The sequence below is a fragment of the Nitrospirillum viridazoti CBAmc genome (assembly GCF_000730165.1).
GTDB lineage: Bacteria > Pseudomonadota > Alphaproteobacteria > Azospirillales > Azospirillaceae > Nitrospirillum > Nitrospirillum viridazoti.
Genome location: NZ_CP022112.1, coordinates 1,504,273 through 1,527,363 on the forward strand (window position 1 = coordinate 1,504,273; position 23,091 = coordinate 1,527,363).

Annotated in this window: 17 protein-coding genes and 3 pseudogenes; 11 read left to right on the forward strand and 9 right to left on the reverse strand. The window is 62.8% G+C overall.

The genetic code is table 11. The annotated features are described in order from the left end of the window. Positions 1–3: 3 nt before the first annotated feature. Positions 4–1,833, reverse strand: coding sequence for a DUF885 domain-containing protein (locus Y958_RS27960; protein ID WP_088875098.1), 1,830 nt, complete (start codon positions 1,831–1,833; stop codon positions 4–6). Positions 1,834–2,136: 303 nt separating this feature from the next. Here Y958_RS27960 and Y958_RS27965 point away from each other — a divergent pair, with 303 nt between their 5' ends. The 4 genes and pseudogenes from Y958_RS27965 to Y958_RS33160 all read left to right on the forward strand — a co-directional run. Continuing rightward, entirely contained in the window at positions 2,137–3,252 is a 1,116-nt protein-coding gene (locus tag Y958_RS27965; protein ID WP_088875099.1) for a phosphatidylinositol-specific phospholipase C1-like protein, read from the forward strand. A gap of 77 nt (positions 3,253–3,329) precedes the next feature. Next, the gene (locus Y958_RS27970) at positions 3,330–4,781 is read left to right on the forward strand and encodes a M20/M25/M40 family metallo-hydrolase (protein ID WP_088875100.1); all 1,452 of its coding nucleotides are present in this window, start codon (positions 3,330–3,332) and stop codon (positions 4,779–4,781) included. Positions 4,782–5,082: 301 nt separating this feature from the next. Beyond that, positions 5,083–6,564, forward strand: coding sequence for a mannose-1-phosphate guanylyltransferase/mannose-6-phosphate isomerase (locus Y958_RS27975; RefSeq protein WP_088875290.1), 1,482 nt, complete (start codon positions 5,083–5,085; stop codon positions 6,562–6,564). 37 nt (positions 6,565–6,601) lie between these two features. Continuing rightward, positions 6,602–6,706: pseudogene (locus Y958_RS33160) on the forward strand (transposase); the annotation flags it as partial. A 54-nt stretch (positions 6,707–6,760) separates the two neighbouring features. On the opposite strand, the gene Y958_RS27980 reads toward Y958_RS33160, so the two are convergent. The 4 genes and pseudogenes from Y958_RS27980 to tnpA all read right to left on the reverse strand — a co-directional run bounded on the left by Y958_RS27980 (position 6,761) and on the right by tnpA (position 9,824). Then, complete coding sequence (locus Y958_RS27980) at positions 6,761–7,447, reverse strand: UPF0149 family protein (protein WP_186291542.1); 687 nt, start codon at positions 7,445–7,447, stop codon at positions 6,761–6,763. Beyond that, positions 7,444–9,026: pseudogene (gene tnpC, locus Y958_RS27985) on the reverse strand (IS66 family transposase). Before tnpC ends, Y958_RS27980 begins: the two are co-directional and overlap by 4 nt. Before the next feature lie 61 nt (positions 9,027–9,087). Further along, entirely contained in the window at positions 9,088–9,441 is a 354-nt protein-coding gene (gene tnpB, locus Y958_RS27990) for an IS66 family insertion sequence element accessory protein TnpB (RefSeq protein WP_088875101.1), read from the reverse strand. Then, the gene (tnpA, locus tag Y958_RS33125; protein ID WP_186291543.1) at positions 9,438–9,824 is read right to left on the reverse strand and encodes an IS66-like element accessory protein TnpA; all 387 of its coding nucleotides are present in this window, start codon (positions 9,822–9,824) and stop codon (positions 9,438–9,440) included. Before tnpA ends, tnpB begins: the two co-directional genes overlap by 4 nt. A gap of 75 nt (positions 9,825–9,899) precedes the next feature. Here tnpA and Y958_RS33130 point away from each other — a divergent pair. Beyond that, positions 9,900–10,004 (forward strand): annotated as a pseudogene (locus tag Y958_RS33130) (IS110 family transposase); the annotation flags it as partial. Between the two features lie 271 nt (positions 10,005–10,275). On the opposite strand, the gene Y958_RS28000 reads toward Y958_RS33130, so the two are convergent. The 4 genes from Y958_RS28000 to Y958_RS28015 all read right to left on the reverse strand — a co-directional run bounded on the left by Y958_RS28000 (position 10,276) and on the right by Y958_RS28015 (position 14,586). Next, positions 10,276–10,731, reverse strand: a complete 456-nt coding sequence (locus tag Y958_RS28000) for a GtrA family protein (RefSeq protein ID WP_088875292.1) — start codon at positions 10,729–10,731, stop codon at positions 10,276–10,278. Positions 10,732–11,056: 325 nt separating this feature from the next. Continuing rightward, positions 11,057–12,415 (reverse strand): ABC transporter ATP-binding protein, encoded by a 1,359-nt coding sequence (locus Y958_RS28005; protein ID WP_088875103.1) that lies wholly within the window; start codon positions 12,413–12,415, stop codon positions 11,057–11,059. Next, positions 12,405–13,220: an ABC transporter permease gene (locus Y958_RS28010; RefSeq protein WP_088875104.1), complete on the reverse strand. Its 816-nt coding sequence runs from the start codon at positions 13,218–13,220 to the stop codon at positions 12,405–12,407. The genes Y958_RS28005 and Y958_RS28010 overlap by 11 nt, the downstream gene beginning before the upstream one ends. Positions 13,221–13,473: 253 nt before the next feature. Then, on the reverse strand, positions 13,474–14,586 hold the full coding sequence (locus Y958_RS28015; RefSeq protein ID WP_088870575.1) for an ISAs1 family transposase: 1,113 nt from the start codon (positions 14,584–14,586) through the stop codon (positions 13,474–13,476). Here Y958_RS28015 and Y958_RS28020 point away from each other — a divergent pair. The 6 genes from Y958_RS28020 (at position 14,563) to Y958_RS28050 (ending at position 22,885) form a co-directional block, all read left to right on the forward strand. Then, a complete protein-coding gene (locus Y958_RS28020; RefSeq protein WP_211098744.1) occupies positions 14,563–15,732 on the forward strand; it encodes an SDR family NAD(P)-dependent oxidoreductase in 1,170 nt (389 codons plus the stop codon). The two genes, Y958_RS28015 and Y958_RS28020, sit on opposite strands and share 24 nt — an antisense overlap. Continuing rightward, a complete protein-coding gene (locus Y958_RS28025) occupies positions 15,729–17,627 on the forward strand; it encodes an HAD-IIIA family hydrolase (protein ID WP_145727556.1) in 1,899 nt (632 codons plus the stop codon). Before Y958_RS28020 ends, Y958_RS28025 begins: the two co-directional genes overlap by 4 nt. Next, entirely contained in the window at positions 17,624–18,607 is a 984-nt protein-coding gene (locus Y958_RS28030; protein WP_088875107.1) for a GHMP family kinase ATP-binding protein, read from the forward strand. The genes Y958_RS28025 and Y958_RS28030 overlap by 4 nt, the downstream gene beginning before the upstream one ends. 97 nt (positions 18,608–18,704) lie before the next feature. Further along, positions 18,705–19,943 carry a glycosyltransferase family 2 protein gene (locus Y958_RS28035; protein ID WP_088875108.1) on the forward strand — a complete coding sequence of 413 codons (1,239 nt, stop codon included), beginning with the start codon at positions 18,705–18,707 and terminating at the stop codon, positions 19,941–19,943. Positions 19,944–20,424: 481 nt separating this feature from the next. Further along, positions 20,425–22,161 carry a hypothetical protein gene (locus Y958_RS28045; RefSeq protein ID WP_145727555.1) on the forward strand — a complete coding sequence of 579 codons (1,737 nt, stop codon included), beginning with the start codon at positions 20,425–20,427 and terminating at the stop codon, positions 22,159–22,161. Positions 22,162–22,258: 97 nt separating this feature from the next. Further along, a complete protein-coding gene (locus tag Y958_RS28050) occupies positions 22,259–22,885 on the forward strand; it encodes a D-sedoheptulose-7-phosphate isomerase (RefSeq protein WP_088875111.1) in 627 nt (208 codons plus the stop codon). Positions 22,886–23,091: the final 206 nt, after the last annotated feature.

The window sequence follows — 23,091 nt, forward strand, 5'->3', positions numbered from 1 at the left end:
GGCTCACGCCGCCTGGCGCGCCTTGATGTAGTCCTGGATGACCAGGGACAGCACGTCCAGCGGCATGCTGCCGGAGGACAGACCGGCATGATGGAACTCGCGGATGTCGAACTTCGGCCCCAGTTCCTTTTTAGCCTGGTCGCGCAGGCGCACCCACATGGTATGACCGATCTTGTAGCTGCAGGCCTGGCCCGGCCAGGCGCAGTAGCGGTCCGTCTCCCGCGTCATGGCGCTTTCGGTATCGCCCGTGAGCTCGACCATGTATTTGACCGCCTGCTCCCGCGTCCACCGCTTGTGGTGCATGCCGGTGTCGATGACGCAGCGGCCGGCGCGGAACAGCAGGAACTTCAGGTGGCCGATGCGGCCCATGGGTTCCTTCTCATACATGCCCATCTCATCAGCCAGCTGCTCGGCATACAGGGCCCAGCCCTCGCCGTAGCCGGAGAAGAACATGTTGGAGCGGTAGCGGGGAATGCCCGCCGTCTCCTGCGCCAGGGCCACCTGCAGGTGATGGCCGGGGATGCCCTCATGGTAAAGGGTGGAGGGCAGCGCCCATTTGGGCCATTCGCCGGTGTCGTGCAGATTGAAGTAGATAGTGGCCGGCCGCTTGCCGTCCAGCGAGGGCGACTGGTAATAGGCCAGCGGCGCGCCGGCGTCGATCTGTGCCGGCACCGGCTTCACCTCCGCCTTGGCCTTGGGCAGGGTGGAGAAGTATTGGGGCAGGTGGCTGACCACGTCGGCCAAGCGCACGCCCAGGTCGGCGATCAGCTGGGCCTTGCCTTCCTCCGTCTTCGGGTAGAAGGAGGCGGGGTCCTGGTACAGCGCCTTGATGCGCTGGCCCACCGTACCCTTTGTCAGGCCCTGCGCCTTCAGCACGGCGTCCAGGCGGGCGGTGATCTCCCGGCCCTGGTCCAGGCCGATCTTGTGCACCTCGTCCGGCGACAGGGTGGTGGTGGTGTTGGCGCGCAGGCCGTCGACATACCAGGCGTCGCCGTCCTTGACGTGCCAGACGCCGGCGTCGTGCGTCGCCTGCCTGCGCGCAGCCTCTACCGCCGCGATCTGACGGTCCAGGGCGGGCAGCACCTTGGATGTGTAGATGCCGGCGGCACGGGCGGCCCAGTCGCCCTCGATGCCCTTGGCCTTGGCGCGCTTGGCAACGGATGATACCAGGTCCGACTTGTCCGCATCGACGCGCAGGGCGCGCATCTGCGTCAGGGTCGTGTCCAGCAGGAAATCCGGCGCCACCACGCCGACGCCCCGGTCATGGTCCAGACGCTCCGTATCCTGGTCCAGCGCGGTGGCGAAGGCCTCCAGCCGCGAAAGATAGGCCTCGGCATCGTCCTGGGTGGCAATGGGGTGCTTGGTGTCCAGGAAGGTGGGGGTGGACTGGTAGCAGCCGGTCAGCTGGCTGATGGCATAGGGGGAGCGTTCGCCCGGCCGGCCGAAGTCGAAGCGCTTGTAGGTTTCCAGCCGATTGGACAGGACGTAAGCGACGCAATCGTAATTCACGGCGTCGATGCCGCTCAGGCTGCGGCGGTCGATGCCCGCCAGGCGGCGCATCTGGCTGGCGGCGGCCTCACGCTCGGCCGCCAGGCCGGCGGCCGAGCGGTCGCCCAGACGGCTGCGCAGTCCCGCGAGATCTCCGGTGTCCAGGCCCAGGTTGGTCGCCGCCTCGGGCCGGCGCCGCAAATCCTCCTGGAAGAAGGTTTCCAGCAGGGCCGTCAGCGAGGCGCCGGCGCCGGACGGGTCGGAGTTCTGCGCCCATGCGGGCAACGCGGCGGACAAGGCGACGGCGGCGGAACTGCCGGCCAGGAACTGGCGACGATTGACCATGGAACTCTCCCAACTCGTATGCCCCTGTTTTGGGGAGAGTATGCGTAAATTTTTGATGGATGAAAGCCGGGCCCCGCCATCAAACAGGCTGCCCGTCCGTTCCGCGGCGATCCGGCCGGCTGCATCTATTGTAAATTGTTTGCCCGCCGGCCCACCACCACCGCTGGCGTCAGCCGCCGTCCGGCATGGTGTCGAATCGGCCCGGCGGCCGCCCCTCCAAGGCCCGCGCCGGGCGTCAGCCGTCATAGCCTTGAAACCATTCGCGGTTAAGCCTGGGCCCGAACTTTCAAGGACGCCATTCCCATGCCTTTGCCCCGTCTGCTGCCCCTGACCATCGCCGTCCTGGGCCTCACTGCCTGCGCCACCAAGGCGCCGGAGAGCGCCGTCGCCATGAACCAGATCCAGGTCATTGGCACCCACAACAGCTATCACGCCGGGATCGCGCCCAACGAGGCGGTGTTGTGGAAGGAAACCCATCCTGAGCAGTACGCCGCCCTGGATTACCGCCACCAGCCCCTGGCGGCGCAGCTGTCGGCCGGGGTGCGCCAGGTGGAACTGGACATCTTCGCCGACAGCAAGGGCGGGCTTTACGCCCACCCCGCCGGGCCCGGCCTGGTGGCGAAGGCCGGCCTGCCGGCCGATCCGCCGTTCGCCCCCCACCACGTCATGGACAAGCCGGGCTTCAAGGTCCTGCACATGGAGGACGTGGACTACCGCAGCACCTGCCAGCCCTTCACCGCGTGCCTGGCCGACATCCGCGCCTGGTCGCAGGCCCATCCCGGCCATGTTCCCATCTTCATCCTGATCGAGACCAAGGAGGAGGCGCTGACCCTGCCCTTCCCCACCGTGACGCCGGAAGCGCTGACGCCGGGCAGCCTGGACGCCCTGGACCGGGAGATCCTATCGGTGTTCAAGGCGGATGAGATCGTCACCCCCGACGCGGTGCGGGGCGATGCCGTGACCCTGAACGCCGCCATCCGGATGCGCGGCTGGCCCAGCCTGGAGGTGGCGCGGGGCAAGGTCGTCTTCCTGCTGGACCAGAAGAGGGTCACCGCCCGCTACCTGGAGGGTCACCCCGGCCTGAAGGGCCGCGTCGCCTTCACCAACGCCCAGCCCGGTGACGCCGACGCCGCCTTCATCGAGATGAACGATGGCCCGGGCGACGCCATCACCGCCCTGGTGCGCCAGGGATACTTGGTCCGCACCCGGTCCGATGCCGACACCAAGGAGGCGCGGGCCAACGATACCCGCCGCCGCGACATGGCTCTGGGCAGCGGGGCGCAGATCATCAGCACGGACTATCCGGCCTCGGAACCGGCCGGCAGCGGTTTCGCCGTCAGCCTGCCGGGTGGGGTCGCCGCACGCTGCAACCCGGTGACGGCGGGTGATGGCTGCGGGATGGGGCCGCTGGACCGGTAGGGGCTGGAGGCCGCTTGCCAGGGGCTGAAACCCTTCTCTATTCTTCCACGCACAATAAACGTTGGAAGCGGCAGGCGATGAAGAAGACGAGCAGATGGGCGGCGTTGGCATTGGGCACGGCGCTGAGCCTTCCCCTGGGAGGTGCGGCCGGCGCGGCGGAGGCCGCGAAGTCGGACGGTGTTCAGGTTGACCTGACCCGGCCCGACTGGGTGGCCTTCCGCAACCTGTACCAGCAGCTGGTGCAGACCAACACCACGCTGTCGGCCGGCAGCTGCACGGCGGCGGCGCAGAACATCGCGAACCGGCTGATCGCCATCGGCTTGAAGAAAAGTGATGTGCGCGTGCTGGTGCCGGATGGCCGGCCCAAGGACGGCGCGCTGGCGGCGGTGCTTCCCGGCACAGACAAGGCGGCCAAGCCGCTTTTGCTGCTGGCCCATATCGACGTGGTGGAGGCCAAGCGCGAGGATTGGCAGCGCGACCCCTTCACCCTGGTGGAGGAAAACGGCTATTTCTATGGGCGCGGCAGCAGCGACGACAAGGCCATGGCCGCCGTCTTCGCCGACCTGCTGATCCGCCTGCGCCAGGAAGGCTTCCGACCCAAGCGCGACATCAAGCTGGCGCTGACCTGCGGCGAGGAGACCAGCGACACCTTCGACGGCGTGGCCTACCTGCTGGCCCACAACCGCGACGCGCTGGACGCCGAGTTCGCCCTGAACGAGGGGGCGGGCGGCAGGCTGGACAAGGACGGCAAGTACCTGGCCCTGGAAATCCAGGCGGGGGAGAAGGTCTATCAGGACTTCACGCTGGAGACGACCAACCCCGGCGGGCACAGCTCCCGGCCCAGCAAGGACAACGCCATCTATCACCTGGCGGCGGGCCTGAACCGGCTGGCAGCGTTTGATTTCCCGGTGGCACTCAACCCGGTGACCAAGGCCTATTTCACCGCCCTGTCACCGGTCATCGGCGGCGCCACCGGTGCCGACTTGCTGGCCATCACCAAGGACAATCCCGATCCGGCGGCCATCACCCGCGTCAGCCAGGACGCGGGCTGGAACAGCACGCTGCGCACCACCTGCGTCGCCACCATGGTGAACGCCGGCCACGCGCCCAACGCCCTGCCGCAGCACGCCCAGGCCAACGTCAACTGCCGCATCCTGCCGGGCCAGCCGCTGGAGGACGTACGCCAGACCCTGGTCAAGGTGCTGGACGATCCCGCCATCAAGGTGACGGCGGTGGGCGAGCCCAGCCCCGTCTCCCCCCCGCCGGCCCTGACACCCACGGTGCTGGAGCCGGTGAAGGAGGTGGCGGCCAAGATGTGGCCCGGCGTGCCGGTGGTGCCCACCCAGTCCACCGGCGCCACCGACGGCCGCTTCCTGAACGCCGCCGGCATCGCCACCTACGGCCTCAGCGGCATGTTCCGCGACCCGGACGGCAGTGGGGTGCACGGCCTGAACGAACGCATCCGCGTCCGGTCCCTCTATGAGGGGCGGGAGTTCCTGTACGCGGTGGTGAAGAAGTACGCGGGGTGAGGAGGCGGTAGCCGGCGGCGCAATTCGCCGGCGAGCCCAACCGCTACGGTCCCCAGTCGCCGGGGGTAAGCATTCACACTGGCCATTTTCGGTTAGACAAGCACCGTCGCGTTTATCCGCAAGGTTGCCCATTTGCTCTTCCGTTACTGATCGCCTATATCGCCCGCTTGGGCACGCATTTTAGAGTCTTCCCGATCGAGGGTGAATCTTCAGAAAGACTCTAAGCTTCTGGTTCGTCGTGTGATTGACGATACAGATGATACTGGTTGATCCAATCACACCGATAATAAGGCTTCGCATTATGAGTATTGTGGCAACCGATGATCGCGCGTTTCCGGAGCTGGAGAGCGCCTCCCACCGGTTGGGGCTCATCCAACCCGTTCTGCTGTCCGGTGGCGTCGGCTCCCGGCTCTGGCCGGTGTCACGCGAACGGTACCCAAAGCAGCTGCAAACCATCCATGGCAAGCGGTCTCTAATCCAGGACACGGCATTACGCGTGGCGGAGACGACCCGCTTTGCACCGCCAATGATTGTTTGCAATGAAGATCATCGTTTCATTATCGCAGAGCAGTTTCGGGACATCGCCGTCCAACCATTCGCCATCATTCTTGAGCCTGTCGGCCGAAACACCGCGCCCGCTGCTGCAGTGGCCGCCCTGGTGGCCTGTAACGCCGACCCCGACGCCATTCTTCTCCTGCTTCCCGCCGACCATGCCGTTCTTGATCAGCAGGCTTTTCAAGCGGCCGTGACCAGGGCCCACAGCTTGGCGGCACAGGGCCATCTGGTGACCTTCGGCATCCAGCCGCAATATCCGGAAACGGGATACGGCTATATCCAGCGAGGTGCGTCCATTCCCAAGGCCACCAACGCCTTCCATGTCGCCGCCTTCATCGAAAAGCCAGACTTGGCTAGGGCGGAAACCTTCGTCGCCAACGGGAACCATTATTGGAACAGCGGCATGTTTATGATGCCGGCCCGCATTTTGATCGAGGAACTGCGTCGGCACAGCCCGGAGACCTTGACCGCAGTGCGTGATGCACTGGACCTGGCCAAACAGGACACGGACTTCCTACGCCTGGACGCCACCGCCTTCGCCCGGGCGCCCAATCTGTCCATCGACTACGCCGTCATGGAAAAAACGGACAGAGCGGCTATGGTTTCCGCCGACATCGGCTGGACCGACGTCGGCACATGGTCGGCGCTTTGGGACATCAGCGCCAAGGATCAGAATGGCAATGCCACCGTCGGCACGGTGATACACGTCGACGCCAACAACACCTATGTACGTTGCGATGACGGGCGCGTCGCCGCCGTGGTCGGCGTGGACAATGTCGTTCTCGTCACCACCGACGATGCCGTTCTGCTTGTGCATCGAGATCGGGCCCAGGACGTGAAGCATGTCGTTGATACTCTGAAGCGGGACAAGCGGACCGAGTATCTGCAGCACCGCAAGGTTCATCGCCCCTGGGGATCCAGCCAGAGCCTGCTCTCCGGCCATCGCTACGAGGTGAAGCGCCTTTCAGTGAAGCCCGGCGGCAAGCTGTCGCTTCAGAAACATCATCATCGGGCGGAACATTGGGTAGTGGTGAGCGGGGTGGCTTTGGTGACACGGGACAAGGAGCAGATGCTGGTCCGGGAGAATGAATCTATTTATCTGCCATCCGGCTGCATCCACCGGTTAGAGAATCCAGGCAAGCTGCCACTGGAATTGATCGAAGTGCAGTCTGGTGCCTATCTGGGCGACGATGACATTGTTCGAATGGAGGAGGGTGACCATCCCTGACACGTCGCACAGGCGTGCAGTCAAAGGGCGCCGCCGGGATGCCTTTCCCGGGCGTGGGTGCCGAACACCGGAACGGGGGGAGATCGACCGGCTCCGTCGGGAGGTTGTCCGTCTGAAGGCCGAACGGAACATCCTCACGAGGATGGTGTCCGCGCGTAAGCGGTGCGTGCGCCCCACCGGCGTAACGGTTGACGGCTCAGTTCGCGCCGCAGCAGCGCTTGTATTTCTTACCTGATCCGCAGGGGCATGGGTCGTTGCGGCTGACCTTGGCCTGACGGATGGGCGCTGGCTTTGCGGGTGGGCGTGCGGCCCTGATCTTGGCGATCGTGTGCAGGACGAGGATGGCGCGGGGGATTTGTCCGGCGGCCTCATTGAGGCGCTCATCGATGTCCTCGGCGGGGACGAAGCCGCCGTCGTCGAGGTCAATGAAGCCGATGAAGGGGGTGATGACGGGCTCCAGCCGTTCGTCCCCGGCAAAGGCGGTCCAGCCTTCGGGCGCCAGGGTCATGGCCCGCCAGAAGCCGGAGACCCATTCCTGGACGGCCTGGCGGGAGGGCTTTTCTCCGGCGTCCAGGAAGGCGGGCCGGTAATCGCAGACCTGCTCCGTTTCCAGCCGTTCAAGGCCGGCGTCGATCTCGGCCAAGAGGCTGTTGTAGCGGGTCATGAGCGTGCCGAGCACCGCGTGGAGGTCGGCGTCGTTGTCGAAGGTGGGTTCCTCGTCGCCCCAGAGGGCGGCGATCCAGCGGCTGGGCGGGATCAGGTCGGGGGCCACCACGATGCCGGTCAGATAGCCCTCCAGCGCCAGCGGCGACAGCGCGCCTTTCGGTGCCGCCGGTGAGGCGAGGAAGCCCAGCCAGGCGGTGGATGAGGAGGCGATGGTCATGCCGCGGCCCTCACCGCAGTGGCCTGCGCCTCGGCCCAGGCCCACGGCGTGAGTTCGGCCAGCCGCGCGTTGGACCATCCGTCAACCAGCCGGGTCAGCACGTCGGCCAGATAGGCTTCCGGATTCACGCCCTGCAGCTTGCAGGTTTCGATCAGCGAGGCGATCACCGCCCAGTTCTCCGCTCCGCGGTCGTGACCGGCGAAGAGCGCGTTCTTGCGATTGAGGACCAAGGGCCGGATGCTCCGTTCCACCGTGTTGGAATCAATCTCTATCCGCCCGTCGTCCAGGAAGCGGACAAGGCCGGTCCACTGGTTGAGCGCATAGCGGATCGCCTCGGCCGTCGTCGATTTGGCGGACACACGGCCGAGCTGCCGCTCCAGCCATCGTTTGAGGTCCTCGACCAGCGGCCGGCTCCGGGCCTGGCGGGCGGACCGCCGTTCTGTTGCCGTGCGGCCCCGTATCTCCGCCTCGATGGCATAAAGCCGGGCGATCCGCCGCAACGCCTCCTCGGCGATGGGTGCCGGTCCCGTCTTGGTGACGTCGAAGAACTCCCGCCGCAGATGCGCCCAGCAATGGGCGATGCCGATGCCCGCGCGGCCCGCCGCCGTCTTGTAGACGGTATAGCCGTCGGTCTGGATGATGCCGCGGTGAACCCATCGAGCACGCCAGCGGCATGCTTGGCGCTCCGGCCGGGCGCGTAGTGATAGACCACCGCCGGCGGATCGCCGCCCCGCCAGGGCCGGTCATCCCGCGCCAGCGCCCAGAAGTAGCCGCTCTTGGTCCGGCCCCGGCCCGGATCGAGCACCGGCGCCTTGGTCTCGTCAACGAACAGCTTGCCGGAGCGCAACAGGTCGGCGCGCATCAGCCGCCAGATCGGCGTCAACTCGGCGGCGGCGTAGCCCACCCAGAAGGCCAGCGTCGAGCGGTCGATCACGATGCCCTGCCGGGCGAAGCCCTGGGCCTGCCGGTACAGGGGAACGTGATCGGCGTATTTGGTGACCAGCACGGCCGCCACCAGGCGCTCGGTCGGCAGGCCGCCCTCGATCAGGCGGGCCGGCGCCGGGGCCTGGACCACGGCGCCCGAACAGGTGCGACAGCCATAGCGGGGCCGGCGGGTCACGATCACCTGGTAGCGGGCCGGCACCACGTCCAGCCGCTCCGACCGGTCCTCGCCGATCACGTGCATGGCCCCCTGGCAGCAAGGGCAGGCCGTGCTCTCCGGCGCCACCACCACCTCGACGCGCGGCAGGTGTGGCGGCAGCGCCCCCCTTGCCTGGCGGCGCTCACCGGTTCGCCGCCGCTTCAGCGCGGGATCATCCATCTCCGCCACCGCCTCGGTCTCAGCCCGGGCCTGCTCGACGTCCTCCAGCGCCAGGTTGAGCTGGTCGGCATCAAGCCGTTCCGACCGCGGGCCGAACTGCATGCGCTGCAGTTGGCGGATGAGGTGGCGCAACCGGTCGTTCAGGCCCTCGACCCGCCGGCGCTCCGTCCGCTCGGCCTCCAACGTCTCCGCCAGCGCCAGAACCTGGGCGCGCAAGGCCTCGACATCGGCCGGAAGGGTGTCGGGATCGATCCGCATGACAAGAGCATTTATAGCACGGAATCAGCCACTTGGGCCATAGACCCCGGCGGTTCCGGCGCTACCGCGCGGCTTTCGGACGACCCTGCCGTGGAACGTGCAACCGGCTCCAGTCCAGCCCGGCCAACAGTGCCTCCACTTGAGCGCCCGACAGCCGCATCACCCTGTCGGTGATCGGCGGCCAGCGGAAGGTGCCGGTCTCAAGGCGCTTCCACACCAGCACCAACCCGGTGCCATCCCAGACCAGCAGCTTCAGCCTGTCCGCGCGCTTGGAGCGGAACACGAAGACCGTGCCGGAGTAGGCATCCTGCGCCAGCACCTCCTGCACCAGCGCCGCCAAGCCGTTGGCACCGCGCCGGAAGTCCACCGGCCGCGTCGCCACCAGAACCCGGATGCCGGACGGGGGAAGTATCATCCCAGCCGTTTCAGCGTGCGCAGCACCCGCGCCAACAGGGCCGGGTCGGTATCGCGGCCGACACGGATCACCGCGCCCGCATAGGTGATCTCGATGCCCGGAGTCATTGGCGCCGCCACCCCTTCCGCGACAACGGGGGCGAACGTGACGCCAGCCGCCTTCTCGCCGCCGCGAAGCTCCCGGCGCCACGCATACAACTGGTTCCGGTGCATCCCATGGCGCCGCGCCACGACGCTCGCCACCGCCTCCGGCTCCAAACTCTCCGCCACGATCCGCGCCTTCTCCTCCGCACTCCATCGGCGCCGACGCTCAGACCCCTCCAACACCTCCGCCGGAAACGGCGTGGGCTCATTGATTGGCAAATTAATGGGCAAACGATCCAACCGGGCCTCCTTCGACAGGCCCGATCATCGCACATCATGGGATATCGGACGACGTGGGGGCAAAATAGCGCTTACGTCCGCGCGGGGTTGCGCGAGAGTGGGATAAAGCTGGGCACGCCAGGACGCCAACGGTTTGCTGATCGTGTCGGTGAATCGGCTGGTGAGGACCGGTTGCTGAGCGGGAACGATCGGTGAGGTGATCTCGTTGAGAGTCCGGAGCCTGGAGGTGCTTCGATGAACATCCCCGAAGGTCCTGGCCAGATTGAGACGCACCACCCCTGAGCCCATGCTGCAGCGACCACCGCGCTGATCGAGAAGAGAAGCGAGTGGACCACGGTACACGGCGCGCGCCACTCCGTCACAGTGGACAGGAGCAGCTTGGCCTCCAACAGAGGAGACCCTCAAAGTCACAGGATGCTCGTCCGAGTAAATGCCTCATACGTTAAGATATTCAAGTCGCCCTCGAACACAACCATGACTGAACGCGGGAGCGTATTCCCACGTTGAAGCTAAAGTACGTATGGGCAGCGTATGAGTAAATGGTCACAATCGCTATAGATATAATGTGGGCGACAAATTTATTTGTAATTCCCTTTATGCGCAGCAATGACGAGAAGTCAATATTTATCCATTCAAGAATTATCAGAGCAATTTCCGCAAGAATGGCCGAAAGGCCCATGCCAATTAATGACATCCAAGCAAATGTTAAGAATTGACCCCAAATGGAACGCCCATTAAATTTATAATTGAAGGCATAATTCATTGCGAAGCTGACAAACATGCCGGCCACGGCCGCCAGAAAGATGGCCAGCTGATAAGGCAGTTTCACCAGCTGCTGATAGTCATACAGCAACTTTCCGGTCACTAGACTGACCAGCGCCGCCGAGCCGCCAAAAAGCAGGAACATCAAGAACTGCCTGGAGATACATATTTTCACGAGGCTACCGAGCACCACATATCCTCCAAGCAATATTGCCCATCGGCCGGTTGCCTGCCGATGGTTGCGATCCGCTCGACATCCGTAACCAGCGTGACGCAGCTAGATTGGGTTTACCTAGCCAGTCTGTCAATTCGACATGCGGTGCCACGAAGTACCTTGAACCCGCCCATACAGGTCTATGCCGTCCTAATTCCACCTAGAGTAGATCGTTCAAAGGCAGAATGACTTTGAACGATCTACTCGTGGACGGACTCAGCGAGAGCCGGCTGCGTCTGGTTTTATGCAGCCGGCTCTAGTCACCCATGGCGGCATTCATAGCCGGAAGCGCCGCCGCCTCGCTGATCTCAACCGGGTGCAGATCGACGCCTAGCATCGGGATGCCAACCAGACCCCGGACAATATGGCTGGACGCCACGTCGAAAATCAGCGCCTCGTCATACCAATGATGTTGCACATGATCCTGCTGGGTGCCGTTGGCGATGGCGCAGCAGACCGAATACTGCCCGGTGGGTAGGTAAGGCATCTCGAAGCGGAATTCAGCATGCAACTCCTGACCCTGCCGCACAGCGACGGGATCGTTCACGTAATGCAGGTACGTGTTGTCGCCGAAGAGGTTCTGCCCCAACCGGTCACGGATATAGAAACCGACGATGGGGGAGGACAGCTCATCCGCGATGCTGCACCGGATCTGAAGGATGACCTCCTCCCCGCCATGCATGATCTGCAAGGGCAGCCGATCAGCGTCGAGAAACCGGACACCTTCAATGGTGGCGCCACGGCGGCCATACCAACTGGCTTCAGGGTCGAACGAGAACACCTGGATGGGGTTCACCGCCTTGGGGAGATTGACCGCCGAGGCCGGCCGTTCCACGGTGGACCGACGGCGGCCGCCGATCTTGAAGGATGCGCCGTTGTCCCGTTCCCGATCCAATGACGCCAGGTAATTGTCGCAGACCACCTTGGCATCACCAATCTCCTGCACCTCGCCCCCATCGATCCAGATGGCGCGATCGCACAAAGATACGACCGAACTCGGGGAATGGGACACAAAGATCAGGGTGCCATTCTCACGGAACTTTCGGATGAAGCGCATGCACTTCTGTGTAAAGGCCGCGTCACCCACCGCCAGGATTTCGTCCACGATCAGGATACTGGCATCTACATGTGCGGCGACCGCGAAGGCCAGGCGGGCATACATCCCGCTGGAATAGAGCTTCACCGGCAGATTGATGAAGTCACCGATGGCGGCGAATTCCGCAATTGACTGGAAGCGATCTTCAATCTCTTCACTGCTGAGACCCAAGATCGCGGCCGACAGGCGCACGTTTTCCGCCCCGGTGAATTCCGGGTTGAAGCCTGCCCCCAACTCTAGCAACGCAGCGATGCGTCCATGTGCGGTAACGCTGCCGGTCGTAGGCTGGATTATGCCGGCGGCCAGCTGCAGGAAGGTGGATTTGCCGGCGCCGTTGCGCCCAACCAGGCCTACAGACTCGCCTTTCCGAATCTCGAGACTCACCCCCCGTAGGGCCCAGTACTCCTCATAGAAGCGGCGCCAGCGAAACAGCATCTGCTTCAGGCGGTCCTCGGGCCGCTTGTAGATGAGATAGGCCTTGCCGAGGTCTTCGGCTTTAAGGGCGATTTCAGAGGACATCAGCGAAAGCCTTCCGGCTGCGGGCAAACCAAGCGTATCCTAGGGACGCGATGAACAGCGCATAGGCCCATAGCCCCAGGTAATCCAGTAGGTCTGGGAATTGCCCGAGAAAGATGGCAGCGCGCATCTGCTCCAGGGTCAGTGCGATGGGGTTTAGCTTCATCACCAACTTGAACGAGTCCGGCACGGTTTCCGGCGCGTAGAAGATCGGCGTCAGGAACATCAGCAACGACGTGGCAACACCGACGATGTGACGCATGTCGCGGATGAAGACCCCCAGGGACGCGAGAAACCAGGCGACGCCCAGTGTCGCCACGCCCAAGGGGAGGATGATGAAGGGAACGTAGATTAAGCCGAAAGACAGCGATCCCGTCGTCACCAACTGCACAATCAACAGGATAGCCAGGCCGAAACCGGCGTTCACGATGTTGACTAGGATGCTGACGATCGGAAGGATCTCCAACGGGAATATCACCTTCTTGACGTAAGAGGCGTTCTCCAGGATCAGCGTGGGCGCGGCGTTGACCGTCTCGCTGAAGATGGAGAAGGTCACCAGCCCAGAGAAGATCAGCAGGGGATAGCTGGCGGCTGATAGGGATCCCGTCCAGCGTGAGTGAAAAATCTGCGTGAAGACAAAGCCATAGACCGCGAAGGTCAACAGCGGCGTCAAAAGGGACCAGACCATACCCAGCATCGTGCCTTGCCATTTGGCGCTGAGCTGTCGGACGGCAAGGCGCAGGATCAAACGCCGGTTGGCGTAAAGGCGGCTGGTGATTGACGGCGACATCACTGCGGCAGTGGACATCAAAAAGCCTCGGACGAAACGCGACTCGGATTGACAGAGCCACCTGGGCACGAGGACGTCAATGCACCCCGGCGCCCGATGGCGTGGAAACTTTAGAGGCCGGGTATACGACGTCGCCCGGCGAGACTCAAGTCAACCTGCCCTTCGCCGCAGCATCTCCATAATCCGCCGGCGCGGCGCCCATGGCATCGCCCCCGTTAACCAAGTTCCCCGCCGCCATGGCCCGGATAGCAGGGGAATCGCTTGAAGGGGGTTATGCGGACTGTGTGATGACGGCGTGAAGGTATTGGGTATCCCATGCGGCGGATTTTCTTCGGACTTTGAGGCTGTGCTTATCCTTTGCGCCGCGCAGGAGGTTCAAGGCCATGTGTCGGATGGTTGCCATGTTGTGGGGGCCGTTGCCGGATCTGAGACGGCTCAAGTCTTCATGGAAGACGACATCGAGGACCCAGTGGAGCCGGTTTTCGATATGCCAGTGGGCTCGGACGGCATGAGCGAAGAGGCGCGTGTCGAGTTTTTGAGATGACAGGTAGTATCGGCGTTCCCGGCTGGTTTTGCCGTCACGCTCGATCTCGGCTTCGACCATGGCGATGGCCTTGAGGCCGGGGAAGCGGGGCTCGCCGGGGAAGCGGCGGTCTGTGGTAAGCCAGTCAACTTCGTGGCTGACGACATGGCGGCGCACCTCGATGCGGCCGTGCTCGCCATCGGTCGTGTCGAACGTGTCGGCGGCAGGCAGATCGTCGAAGTGGCGGATGACCTCGCTGTGCAGGTTGGGCCAGTTCTCTTTGATGGCCAGCAGGTAATCGGCGCCTTTATCGAGAATCTTCTGGGCGATCTTGGTCTGGCAGCCCATCGCATCGATGGTGACGAGCGCCCCGGTCAACGCCAAGCGGTCGAGCAGCAACGGAATGGCCGTAATCTCATTCGACTTGGCCTCGCAAGCTTGCTGGCCCAGCACCAAGCGCTGCCGGCTGGCCCAGGCTGAAACGAGATGCAGCGGATTGCGATCCTTCGCCCGGTCATGCGTCCGCCGCGAGGTCTTACCGTCGATCGCGACGATGTCGGGCTCGGCCTCGCGCAGCCCCTCGACCCAGTCGCCGAAGCATCGCGCAAAAAGATCGCCGTCGAGCGCGTTGAGGATGTCGTTCAGCGTATCGTGGCTCGGAATCCCGCCCGCATAGGGCAAAAACCGCCGCAGGAAATCCCGGTTCATCGTGCCCCAGCGCCGAATCTCGACGAAATCCTCAGCCCCCGCGATCGTTGCGCAGAGCACCACAAGCAGAATCTCCGGCAGTGGATAAATGACCTTCCAGGATTGCCGCGGATCGCTGAGCGCCGCAAAATGGTCGAGAAGCGAACCGGCCATCGAGAACTCCAGATCAATGGAGCCTCCTACGAATCACAGATCGCCACCGCTCCGAAAGCCCCGTCTTGTCAAGACCCGCTTCAAGCGATTGCCGTGGCCCGGATAGCCGGGGTGATTGCGCTGGCGGGGACAGCCCAGTATGGTGGCGGCCCGCAGTATCAACCGAAGACAACGCCAATGGTAATGTTCGTAACGGGAGCCGCAGGGTTCATCGGCAGCCATCTTGTCGACCGCCTGCTAGCCCAAGGTCATCGCGTCATCGGCGTGGACAACATGATTCGCGGCACCCGAGCCAATATCGCCACCGCCCTGGCCAATCCCTCCTTCCGGTTTCTGGAAGTGGACATGGCCAACCCCCAGTCCATCCGGACCGTCCTTTATCCTGTGTTCGAGAGCCTGGCGGAGCCTGTGCACACGGTCTGGCATCTGGCCGCCAATTCCGACGTGGCGGCCGGCGTGGCGGATCCCGGCATTGACCTGAAGGACACGTTCCAGACCACGTACGAAACCGTGGCGCTGATGCGTGCCTTCGACATGAAGGAGCTGGCGTTCGCGTCCACCTCGGCGGTATATGGCAACCATCCCGAGCAGTTGGTGGAAACCCTGGGGCCGCTGCTGCCCATCTCCTCCTATGGCGCCATGAAGCTGGCAAGCGAGGCGCATATCAGCGCGGCGGCGGAATCCCACATATCTCAGACCTGGCTCTTCCGCTTCCCCAACGTGGTCGGCAGCCGAGGCACCCACGGGATCATCTATGATCTGCTGGGTAAGTTGCTGAAGAACCGGGAAGAGCTGGAAGTGCTGGGCGACGGTTCTCAAAAAAAGCCTTACCTACATGTCAGCGATCTGATCGACGCCATGCTATTCATCCGCGGCAACGCCACGGAAAAGCGCGCCCTTTACAATATCGGGCCAGAAGACGACGGCGTCACCGTCGCGTCCATCGCGCAGGCGGTGCTCGACGCTTCCAAGACCGGCGCCCGCCTGCGCTATACCGGCGGCAACCGCGGCTGGGTGGGCGACGTTCCTCGCTTCTATTATTCCGTCGAAAAGCTGGCCAAGTTGGGTTGGCGGCCCAGCGGTTCCTCCGCGCAAGCGGTGAGCCGCGCGGTGGCGGAACTGGTGGTCGAAAGGGGATTGATTTGATCCAGGCGGTCATTCTTGCCGGTGGCGGCGGCACACGGCTGAAGTCCGTCACGGGCGACCTACCCAAACCGCTGGTGGATGTGTGCGGCACGCCGCTTCTGGGCCGGCAGCTGGAAATGATTGCGCAATCGAGTATCCGCGACGTGCTGGTGTTGACCGGCTATGGCGCTGGCGCCATAGCCGACTATTGCCAGGACGGCGCCAAGTGGGGGCTGAACCTGCGTACCGTGGCGGAGCCCCAGGCCCGCGGCACCGCCGGTGCGGTGCTGGACGCGCGTAACTTACTGGCGCCGACCTTCGTGGTCTTTTATGGTGACACCGTGCTGGACGTGGACGTGGACCGGCTGCTGGCCCATCACCGCCAGCATGGCGCCGACGCCACTCTATTCCTGCATCCCAACGATCACCCTTATGATTCCGACCTCGTTGATCTGGATGCGGACGGTAGGGTGCGCCGCTTCCTTCCCTACCCCCATCCCGAGGGGATGGACTATCACAATATCGTCAACGCCGGCCTCTACGTGCTGGAGCGGGACGCGGTGCTCGCGACCGGCGGGTTGCCGGACAAGCCGGATTTCGGCAAGCACGTGTTCAGTCGCATGCTGGCCGAAGGTCGCACCTTGCAGGGCTATGTCAGCCCCGAATACATCAAGGACGCGGGTACGCCGGACCGCATCGCCAAGGTCAGGACGGATATCGAGAAGGGCCGGGTGGCCCGCATGTCCCTGCGCCATCCCGTGCCGGCCGTGTTCCTGGACCGGGACGGCGTCCTCAACGTGGAGAAGGGCCGCATCGCCCGGCCTGAGGATCTGGAATTGACGCCCGGCGCGGCCCCCGCCTTGGCGCGCCTCAACCGCGCGGACTATCGCACGGTAGTAGTCACCAACCAGGCCATCGTCGCGCGCGGCGACTGCACGCTGGAGGAACTGGACGCCATTCATGCCCGGCTGGAAACGCTGCTGGGCGCGGAGCGGGCCTTTTTCGACCGGCTGTATTTCTGTCCGCATCATCCGGACAAGGGCTTCCCCAAAGAGGTCGCGGCGCTGAAGATCGTATGTGATTGCAGGAAGCCCGCCCCGGGCATGGTCCATTCAGCCGCGCGCGACCTGAACATTGACGTCGCCCGTTCCTGGATGATCGGCGACAGTTCCAGCGACATGGGGCTGGCCCGGGCGTGCGGCATGGGCGGCATCCTGGTCCGCAGCGGCCACGGCGGCAACGACGGCAAGAGCACAGCCCTGCCCCACCTGGTGGTCGACGACTTGGCGGCGGCCGTCCGCTTCATCCTAGACGCATGGCCGAAGCTGGAAGCGCGGCTGGATGGCCTGGCCGCGGACCTGCGGTCCGGCGACGTGGCGCTGATCGGCGGCAGCGCCCGGTCGGGCAAGAGCGTGCTGGCCCAGTGCCTGGCCCTCCACCTGGCTCGGCAGGGACGGCGCGCCGTGGTACTCGGCCTGGACAGCTGGCTGAAATCCCACGACCAGCGGGATGATGGCGTGCTGGGCCGGTACGACCTGCCGGCGGCGGATCGGGCCCTGACGACCCTGCTGGCCCGCGGCCCGGCCGTGACGCCGCCGCGCTATGACACCGCGACGCGTCTCAGCCATGACGGCACGGAGGCCATCAGCCTGGTGGCGGACGATATTCTCATCATCGAAGGCGTGCCGGCCCTGACTCAGGCCGCCTGGCTAGCCAAGGCCCGGAAGCGCTGGTTCGTTGCCGCGGACGAAGATGGGCGCAAGCGTCGCTTCTTCCAGGAGTACCGGCGCCGGGGTTGGTCCGATGACCTGATCGAGGCAACATATCAATCGCGTATGCAGGATGAGCTTCCCGTGATCCTGGCTAGCAAGGACCAGGCCGAACAAATTATTAGCCTTGACGGAATTTTAGAATGATCATTACCAAGACCCCGTTGCGCCTGAGCTTTGTTGGTGGGGGCAGTGACATTCGGGAATACTATAAGGAAAATGGCGGCGCGGTGCTGAGCACCAGCATCGACAAATTCATCTATATCACCGTCAACAAGCGCTTCGATCACACGCTGCGCATCAGCTACGCCAAGACCGAAGAAGTTGACCATGTCGACCAGATTGAGCACCGCATCGTCCGGACGGTGCTGCAGAAGCTGGATGTGGATGGCGGCCTGGAAATTACCTCCATCGCCGACGTGCCCTCCAGGGGCAGCGGACTTGGATCGTCCAGCAGCTTCACGGTTGGCCTGTTGCACGCCGTGCACGCCTTCAAAGGCGAATACCGTTCCAAGAACGACTTGGCGGCCGAGGCGTGCGAGGTCGAGATCGAAATCCTTGGCGAACCCATCGGCAAGCAGGATCAGTACGGCGGCGCCATGGGCGGATTGAACATCATTCGCTTCAACCCCGATGAGACGGTGGATGTGGAGCCCGTCATCATGCCGCCGGGCTCGCTGCAGCGGACGGAAGAGTCCATGCTGATGTTTTACACCGGCATCACGCGGTCGGCGTCGGCTCTGCTGGAAAAGCAGACTGCCACGATGCGCTCCGACCAGGACAAGCGCCGCACCATGGACCGCATGGTGGGCTACGTCGATGTGCTGGCACGGGAGCTCAACAGTGGCAATGTCGACGCCCTGGGCGAAATCCTTCACGAGAACTGGCTGCTGAAGAAAAGCCTGAGCGAAGGCATTTCCAACCCGCTGATCGACGACAGCTATGAGGCGGCACGCAAGGCCGGTGCCCTGGGTGGCAAGCTTCTAGGGGCCGGCGGCGGTGGCTTCATGGTCTTCTATGCCCCCCGTGAACGCCACTCCGAAGTCATCAAGGCGTTGTCCCACCTGCGCCCCATTGATCTCGCCTTTGATCGGCGTGGCAGCAGTGTAATCTTCTATCACAACTGATATAGACAACGTGTGCGGCCTCGGCCTACCTGGCACCTGAAACTGCCAGCCCTTTTTGATGGGCCGCCGAGGTTAGCGATAGGAAGGGTTATTAACCATGTGTCCCGATGTGTTCGACCGGTCGAAGCCTATTACTGAGACCCAGTTGCTCGTCCCTGAGAACGACGCTACCGACCCTATCCTGTCCATCGTCATTCCGGCCTTAAACGAGGAAATATCGATCAGCCAGTTCATCGACTGGTGCCATGAGGGGATCCAGGCGGCGGGCATCGCCGCCGAGATCATCATCATCGACAGTTCCAACGACCGGACACCGGACATCGCCCTGGCCAAGGGCGCCCGCGTCATCCGCACGCCGAAGCGGGGGCTGGGGCAGGCTTACATCGATTCCCTTCCTTTCATTCGTGGCAAGTGGCTGCTGCTGGGTGATGCGGACTGCACTTACGATTTCCGTAAGATCACGCCCTTCATCGAAAAGTTCCAGGAAGGGTACGAGTACATCATGGGTTCCCGCGTGAAAGGTTCGGTTGAACCCGGATCGCGCCCGCCCCTGCATCAGTATTTCGGCGCGCCGGTCACCAACTGGGCGCTGAACATGATCCACGGCACCCATTTCAGCGACATCCACTGTGGTATGCGTGGCATCACGCTGGACGCCTTCCGGCGCATGCACCTGCAGTCTAAGGGCTGGAGCTATGCGCCCGAAATGGTGTTGAAGTCCGTGCTGCTGGAACTGAAGACCACTGAAGTCCCCATCCATTTCCTGAAGGAACCTGAGGGCCGCATCAGTCACCTGGCGCAGCGCGGTGGCTGGGTTGAGCCGTGGAAGGCCGGCTGGGCCAGTTTGCAGGTGACCTTCACCTATGGCGCATCAGCTTTTCTGCTGTGGCCGGGCATTTTGCTCGCCTTGCCTGGCTTGTTGCTGATGCTGTTGACGGCCCTTGGCTCGCGTCAGGTGGGTAATGTGCAGCTTGATCTGCACTTCCTTTTCCTGGGCGTATCGACCTTCCTTATCGGATCGGCTTCGATGTACATGGGTATCTTGGCGAAGATGGTGAACGATCTGCACGGACGGCACATCGCCCGCTGGGCATCCGTGTTCACCTTCAATCGATCAGTGAAGGCAAGCGCCTTCACGATCATGGTCGGTCTGGTGCTGGATGTGCTGCTTGTCCACCGCTATGTGCAGAACGGCTATGTCCTGAGTTCGCAAGATGAACAGGTAAGCCATCTAGCCATCTTTGGGTTGGGAATGATCGCCATCGGCTGCCTGACGTTCGGCTTCACCCTCCTGGTCAACGCCCTAATCAAGCGGCTGCAATACCGCCCCATATGACCCCGCCACCAGATCCGCGCTGTCCACAAGAACCGATTGGTGGACAGCGTGGAGGCAAGAAACATGGCATGATCGCCGGCCCCTGGAGTCGGGGCATGGTCAATATCGGCGGGTGATGGCGGCGAGCCAAGCTGCCCGGATGGGCGTCTCGGAAGGATATCCCCACCAATACCGACACGTTGACGGACACGCTGGATTTCGGGCTGTCGCTTGGTCGGCGCCGATCCGTCAGTGGAGACGGCCGGGCCATTCATCGATCCGCTGTCCCGACGACAGGTAAGCTTGGGCGGGGGCCATTTTCCGCAGCGCCGCCCGTCCGAAGCGCTCAACCGCCTTGATCTTGCGCCACAAAACGATATCCTCCCGCCGCGCATACCTTAAGCTATCCAACGCATCACAGGGATTATCGAAGCGCTTTTCCAGGCACAGGCTTCGTGAAATCTTCGAGAGAGGGATATTTACAGTGATTGTCGGGATACTTATGCCACCTGCCAGCTCCAAGAATTTTCTTAAGAGCATACTTAAGCCAATTTATTTCATTATACTTTTATATTTTGCAAAAATTGCCCTTATCGCCCCTTTTGAAATCACGACCGAATACACCGACGCCGTGGTCTATGCCCAAGGAGGACTCAAGTTCTTTTGGTCATTTGATCATTTTGATCGTTATTTAGCCTGCCGACAGCCTGTTTATTATCTGTTTGTATATTTTAATTCGTTCACCGGCATACCATTGCGGCTGAGCGTGGAATTCCTATTCCTGCTCGGCTGTTACGCGATGTACGTCGGCATGGGCCGACTGGGCGTTAAGCCCTTTTTCGCCGTTCTGGCGTTCGCGCTTGGCGCCTTTTTCCCGGGTACTTTTGGCGGCTTTGATCGGCTTATGTCCGACACGCTCTATACCCTGCTCATGACCCTCGGGTGTGGCCTCGGTCTTATCCTCGTAGCCACCGTCCGGCATTTGGAGCAGACCGGAACCCTCACGCTCAAGCGGATCCTGGCATCCCCTGTCAGCTGGGGTTTTGGCGTGGTCATGGCCCTAGCCTATAATACCCGGCCCGAACATGTTTACGTAGCTGTGGCGGTGCTGGGCATCGGCCTCATTGCGGCCTGGCAAATGGCCCAGACCAAACTGCGCTTCGCCGCGATTCTGGGCCTCACGGTAATGGCACCGCTCATCAGCATCTTCACGGTGACCTCGGCCATCAAACTGGCCAACTATACGGTCTACGGCTACTATTTGACATTCGATCTGGAATCGCCGGGATATGAAGCGATCCAGCGGTCGATCCTGCGGATCCGCAGTGAACAGGCCATCCCCTATGCCCCCTTCATGAAGGACGCTCGGGAAAAGGCCTACGCCGCCAGTCCTTGCTTCAAGCAATTCGAGCCGGGTCTGGAGGGTAGGGCCCTGCGCGATCTGGAACCCTCCGCTTATGCCGATACGCAGGTGAAGGGGCATTTTGGCACATGGTTGAACTGGGCTATCATGTCCGCCATCGGCTCCGTCCGGGAGGAACAAGCCCGTGCCGCTGGCAAGACGGGCCCGGTGCTGGACGACTACGCGGATATGGAGCAAATCTATCTCCAGTGCAGTGCGGAAATCGACAAGGCGCTGGAGGACGGCCGGCTGCCCTCGCGCCCCAGCTTTTACCCTTTCTACCGTGGCTTTTGGGCCGGCATCCCACAAGATGCCTGGAAGTTCTTCAAGGTCTATGTCGGTGACATGGCCCGCCCCACGGCTGTCCACCGCCACATCATCACCGATGAGACGGTTGCCGCCCAGGCCAAGCGGCCGGAAATTGAGGAGCTATTCAATCAGGCGGCCCTGCGTCGGACCTGGCTGCTAACGCCAAAGGGTGGTGGCCCCGATGCCCATCCGATCAATGATGGCATCGCTGCGATCTATACCGGCGTCGCGGCTCGGCTGACGACCTGGGGTACGCTGATTGGCATCGCCACCCTGATCCTGTTGCTCGGCCACCTGATCCGTAATCGGCGCCCCGCCGCTATATCTTATGCGCCGTTCCACATTGTTTTATTCTTGGGCGGAATGGTTCTCGCGCGGCTGATCCTGATGACGGCCGTCGCCGTCTTGGTTTTCGGCCACAACGACCACCGCTATGTGGAATCGGTGGGCCCTCTCTATCAGTTCTGTTTGCCTGTCTGGCTGCAGTTGTTCCACAGCGCCATCATGGCTTGGCGGAAGCGCACCTAGACCGTTCCGCCATGGACAGAGCAAGCATACGGAACTGATCTTCCTCGAGCATCCAATAGATGGCATCATTGACCCGCAAAATATGTTCAGGTGAAGAATGTTGAAATTCCCAAGCAAGTCTTATGAAGACTGTGGCAAATACGGCGAAGATTATTTCGATCAACTGGCTAAGGCTTCCGCGACGGTGGACCGGGGGGCCCTGCAGTGCGCCGCCGATCTGCTGACTGGCGCGATCGCCGGCGGCGCCACGCTGTACGCCTGTGGCAACGGCGGGTCCGCGGCTATCGCCAATCACTTGGTCTGCGACTGCGTCAAAGGCGTGCGCACCGACACGACAGTGAAGCCCCGCGTGCACAGCCTGTCGGCCAATACCGAGATCATCACAGCGATCGCGAACGACATTGCCTATGAGGATATCTTTTCGTTCCAATTGGAGTCATACGGCAGGCCCGGCGACGTCCTGATCGCCATCAGTTCTTCCGGTGGATCGCCTAACATCATCAAAGCCATTGAAAAGGCGCGCGAACTGGGCATGAAGTCCATCGCCATGACCGGCTTCACCGGCGGCGCGTCGGCTAAAGCTGCGGATGTCAGCCTGCATGTCGATGCTCATAACTACGGCGTCGTGGAAGACCTGCATCAGTCCTTCATGCATTTGCTGGCCCAGTTTCTGCGCCAGCGCCACATGCCTGATGAACGGTTGATCACCGAGAAGAAGTTCTGACCGGGAATTGCCGAGTGACTGGCATCATGGGGGATTGGACGGAATGTCGGACGGGGAAGAGGCTTCCCATCCCCCAGTAGCGGATGGCGCTGCGCTCAAATGGACTACTTCGTCGCCTGTGAAGAATGGCCCTGATCGGCTCAATTGGAGGTGATCAGGGCGGGTCTTCTTCTTGATTGCCGCAGCGCGATAATTCCGCGTCAACC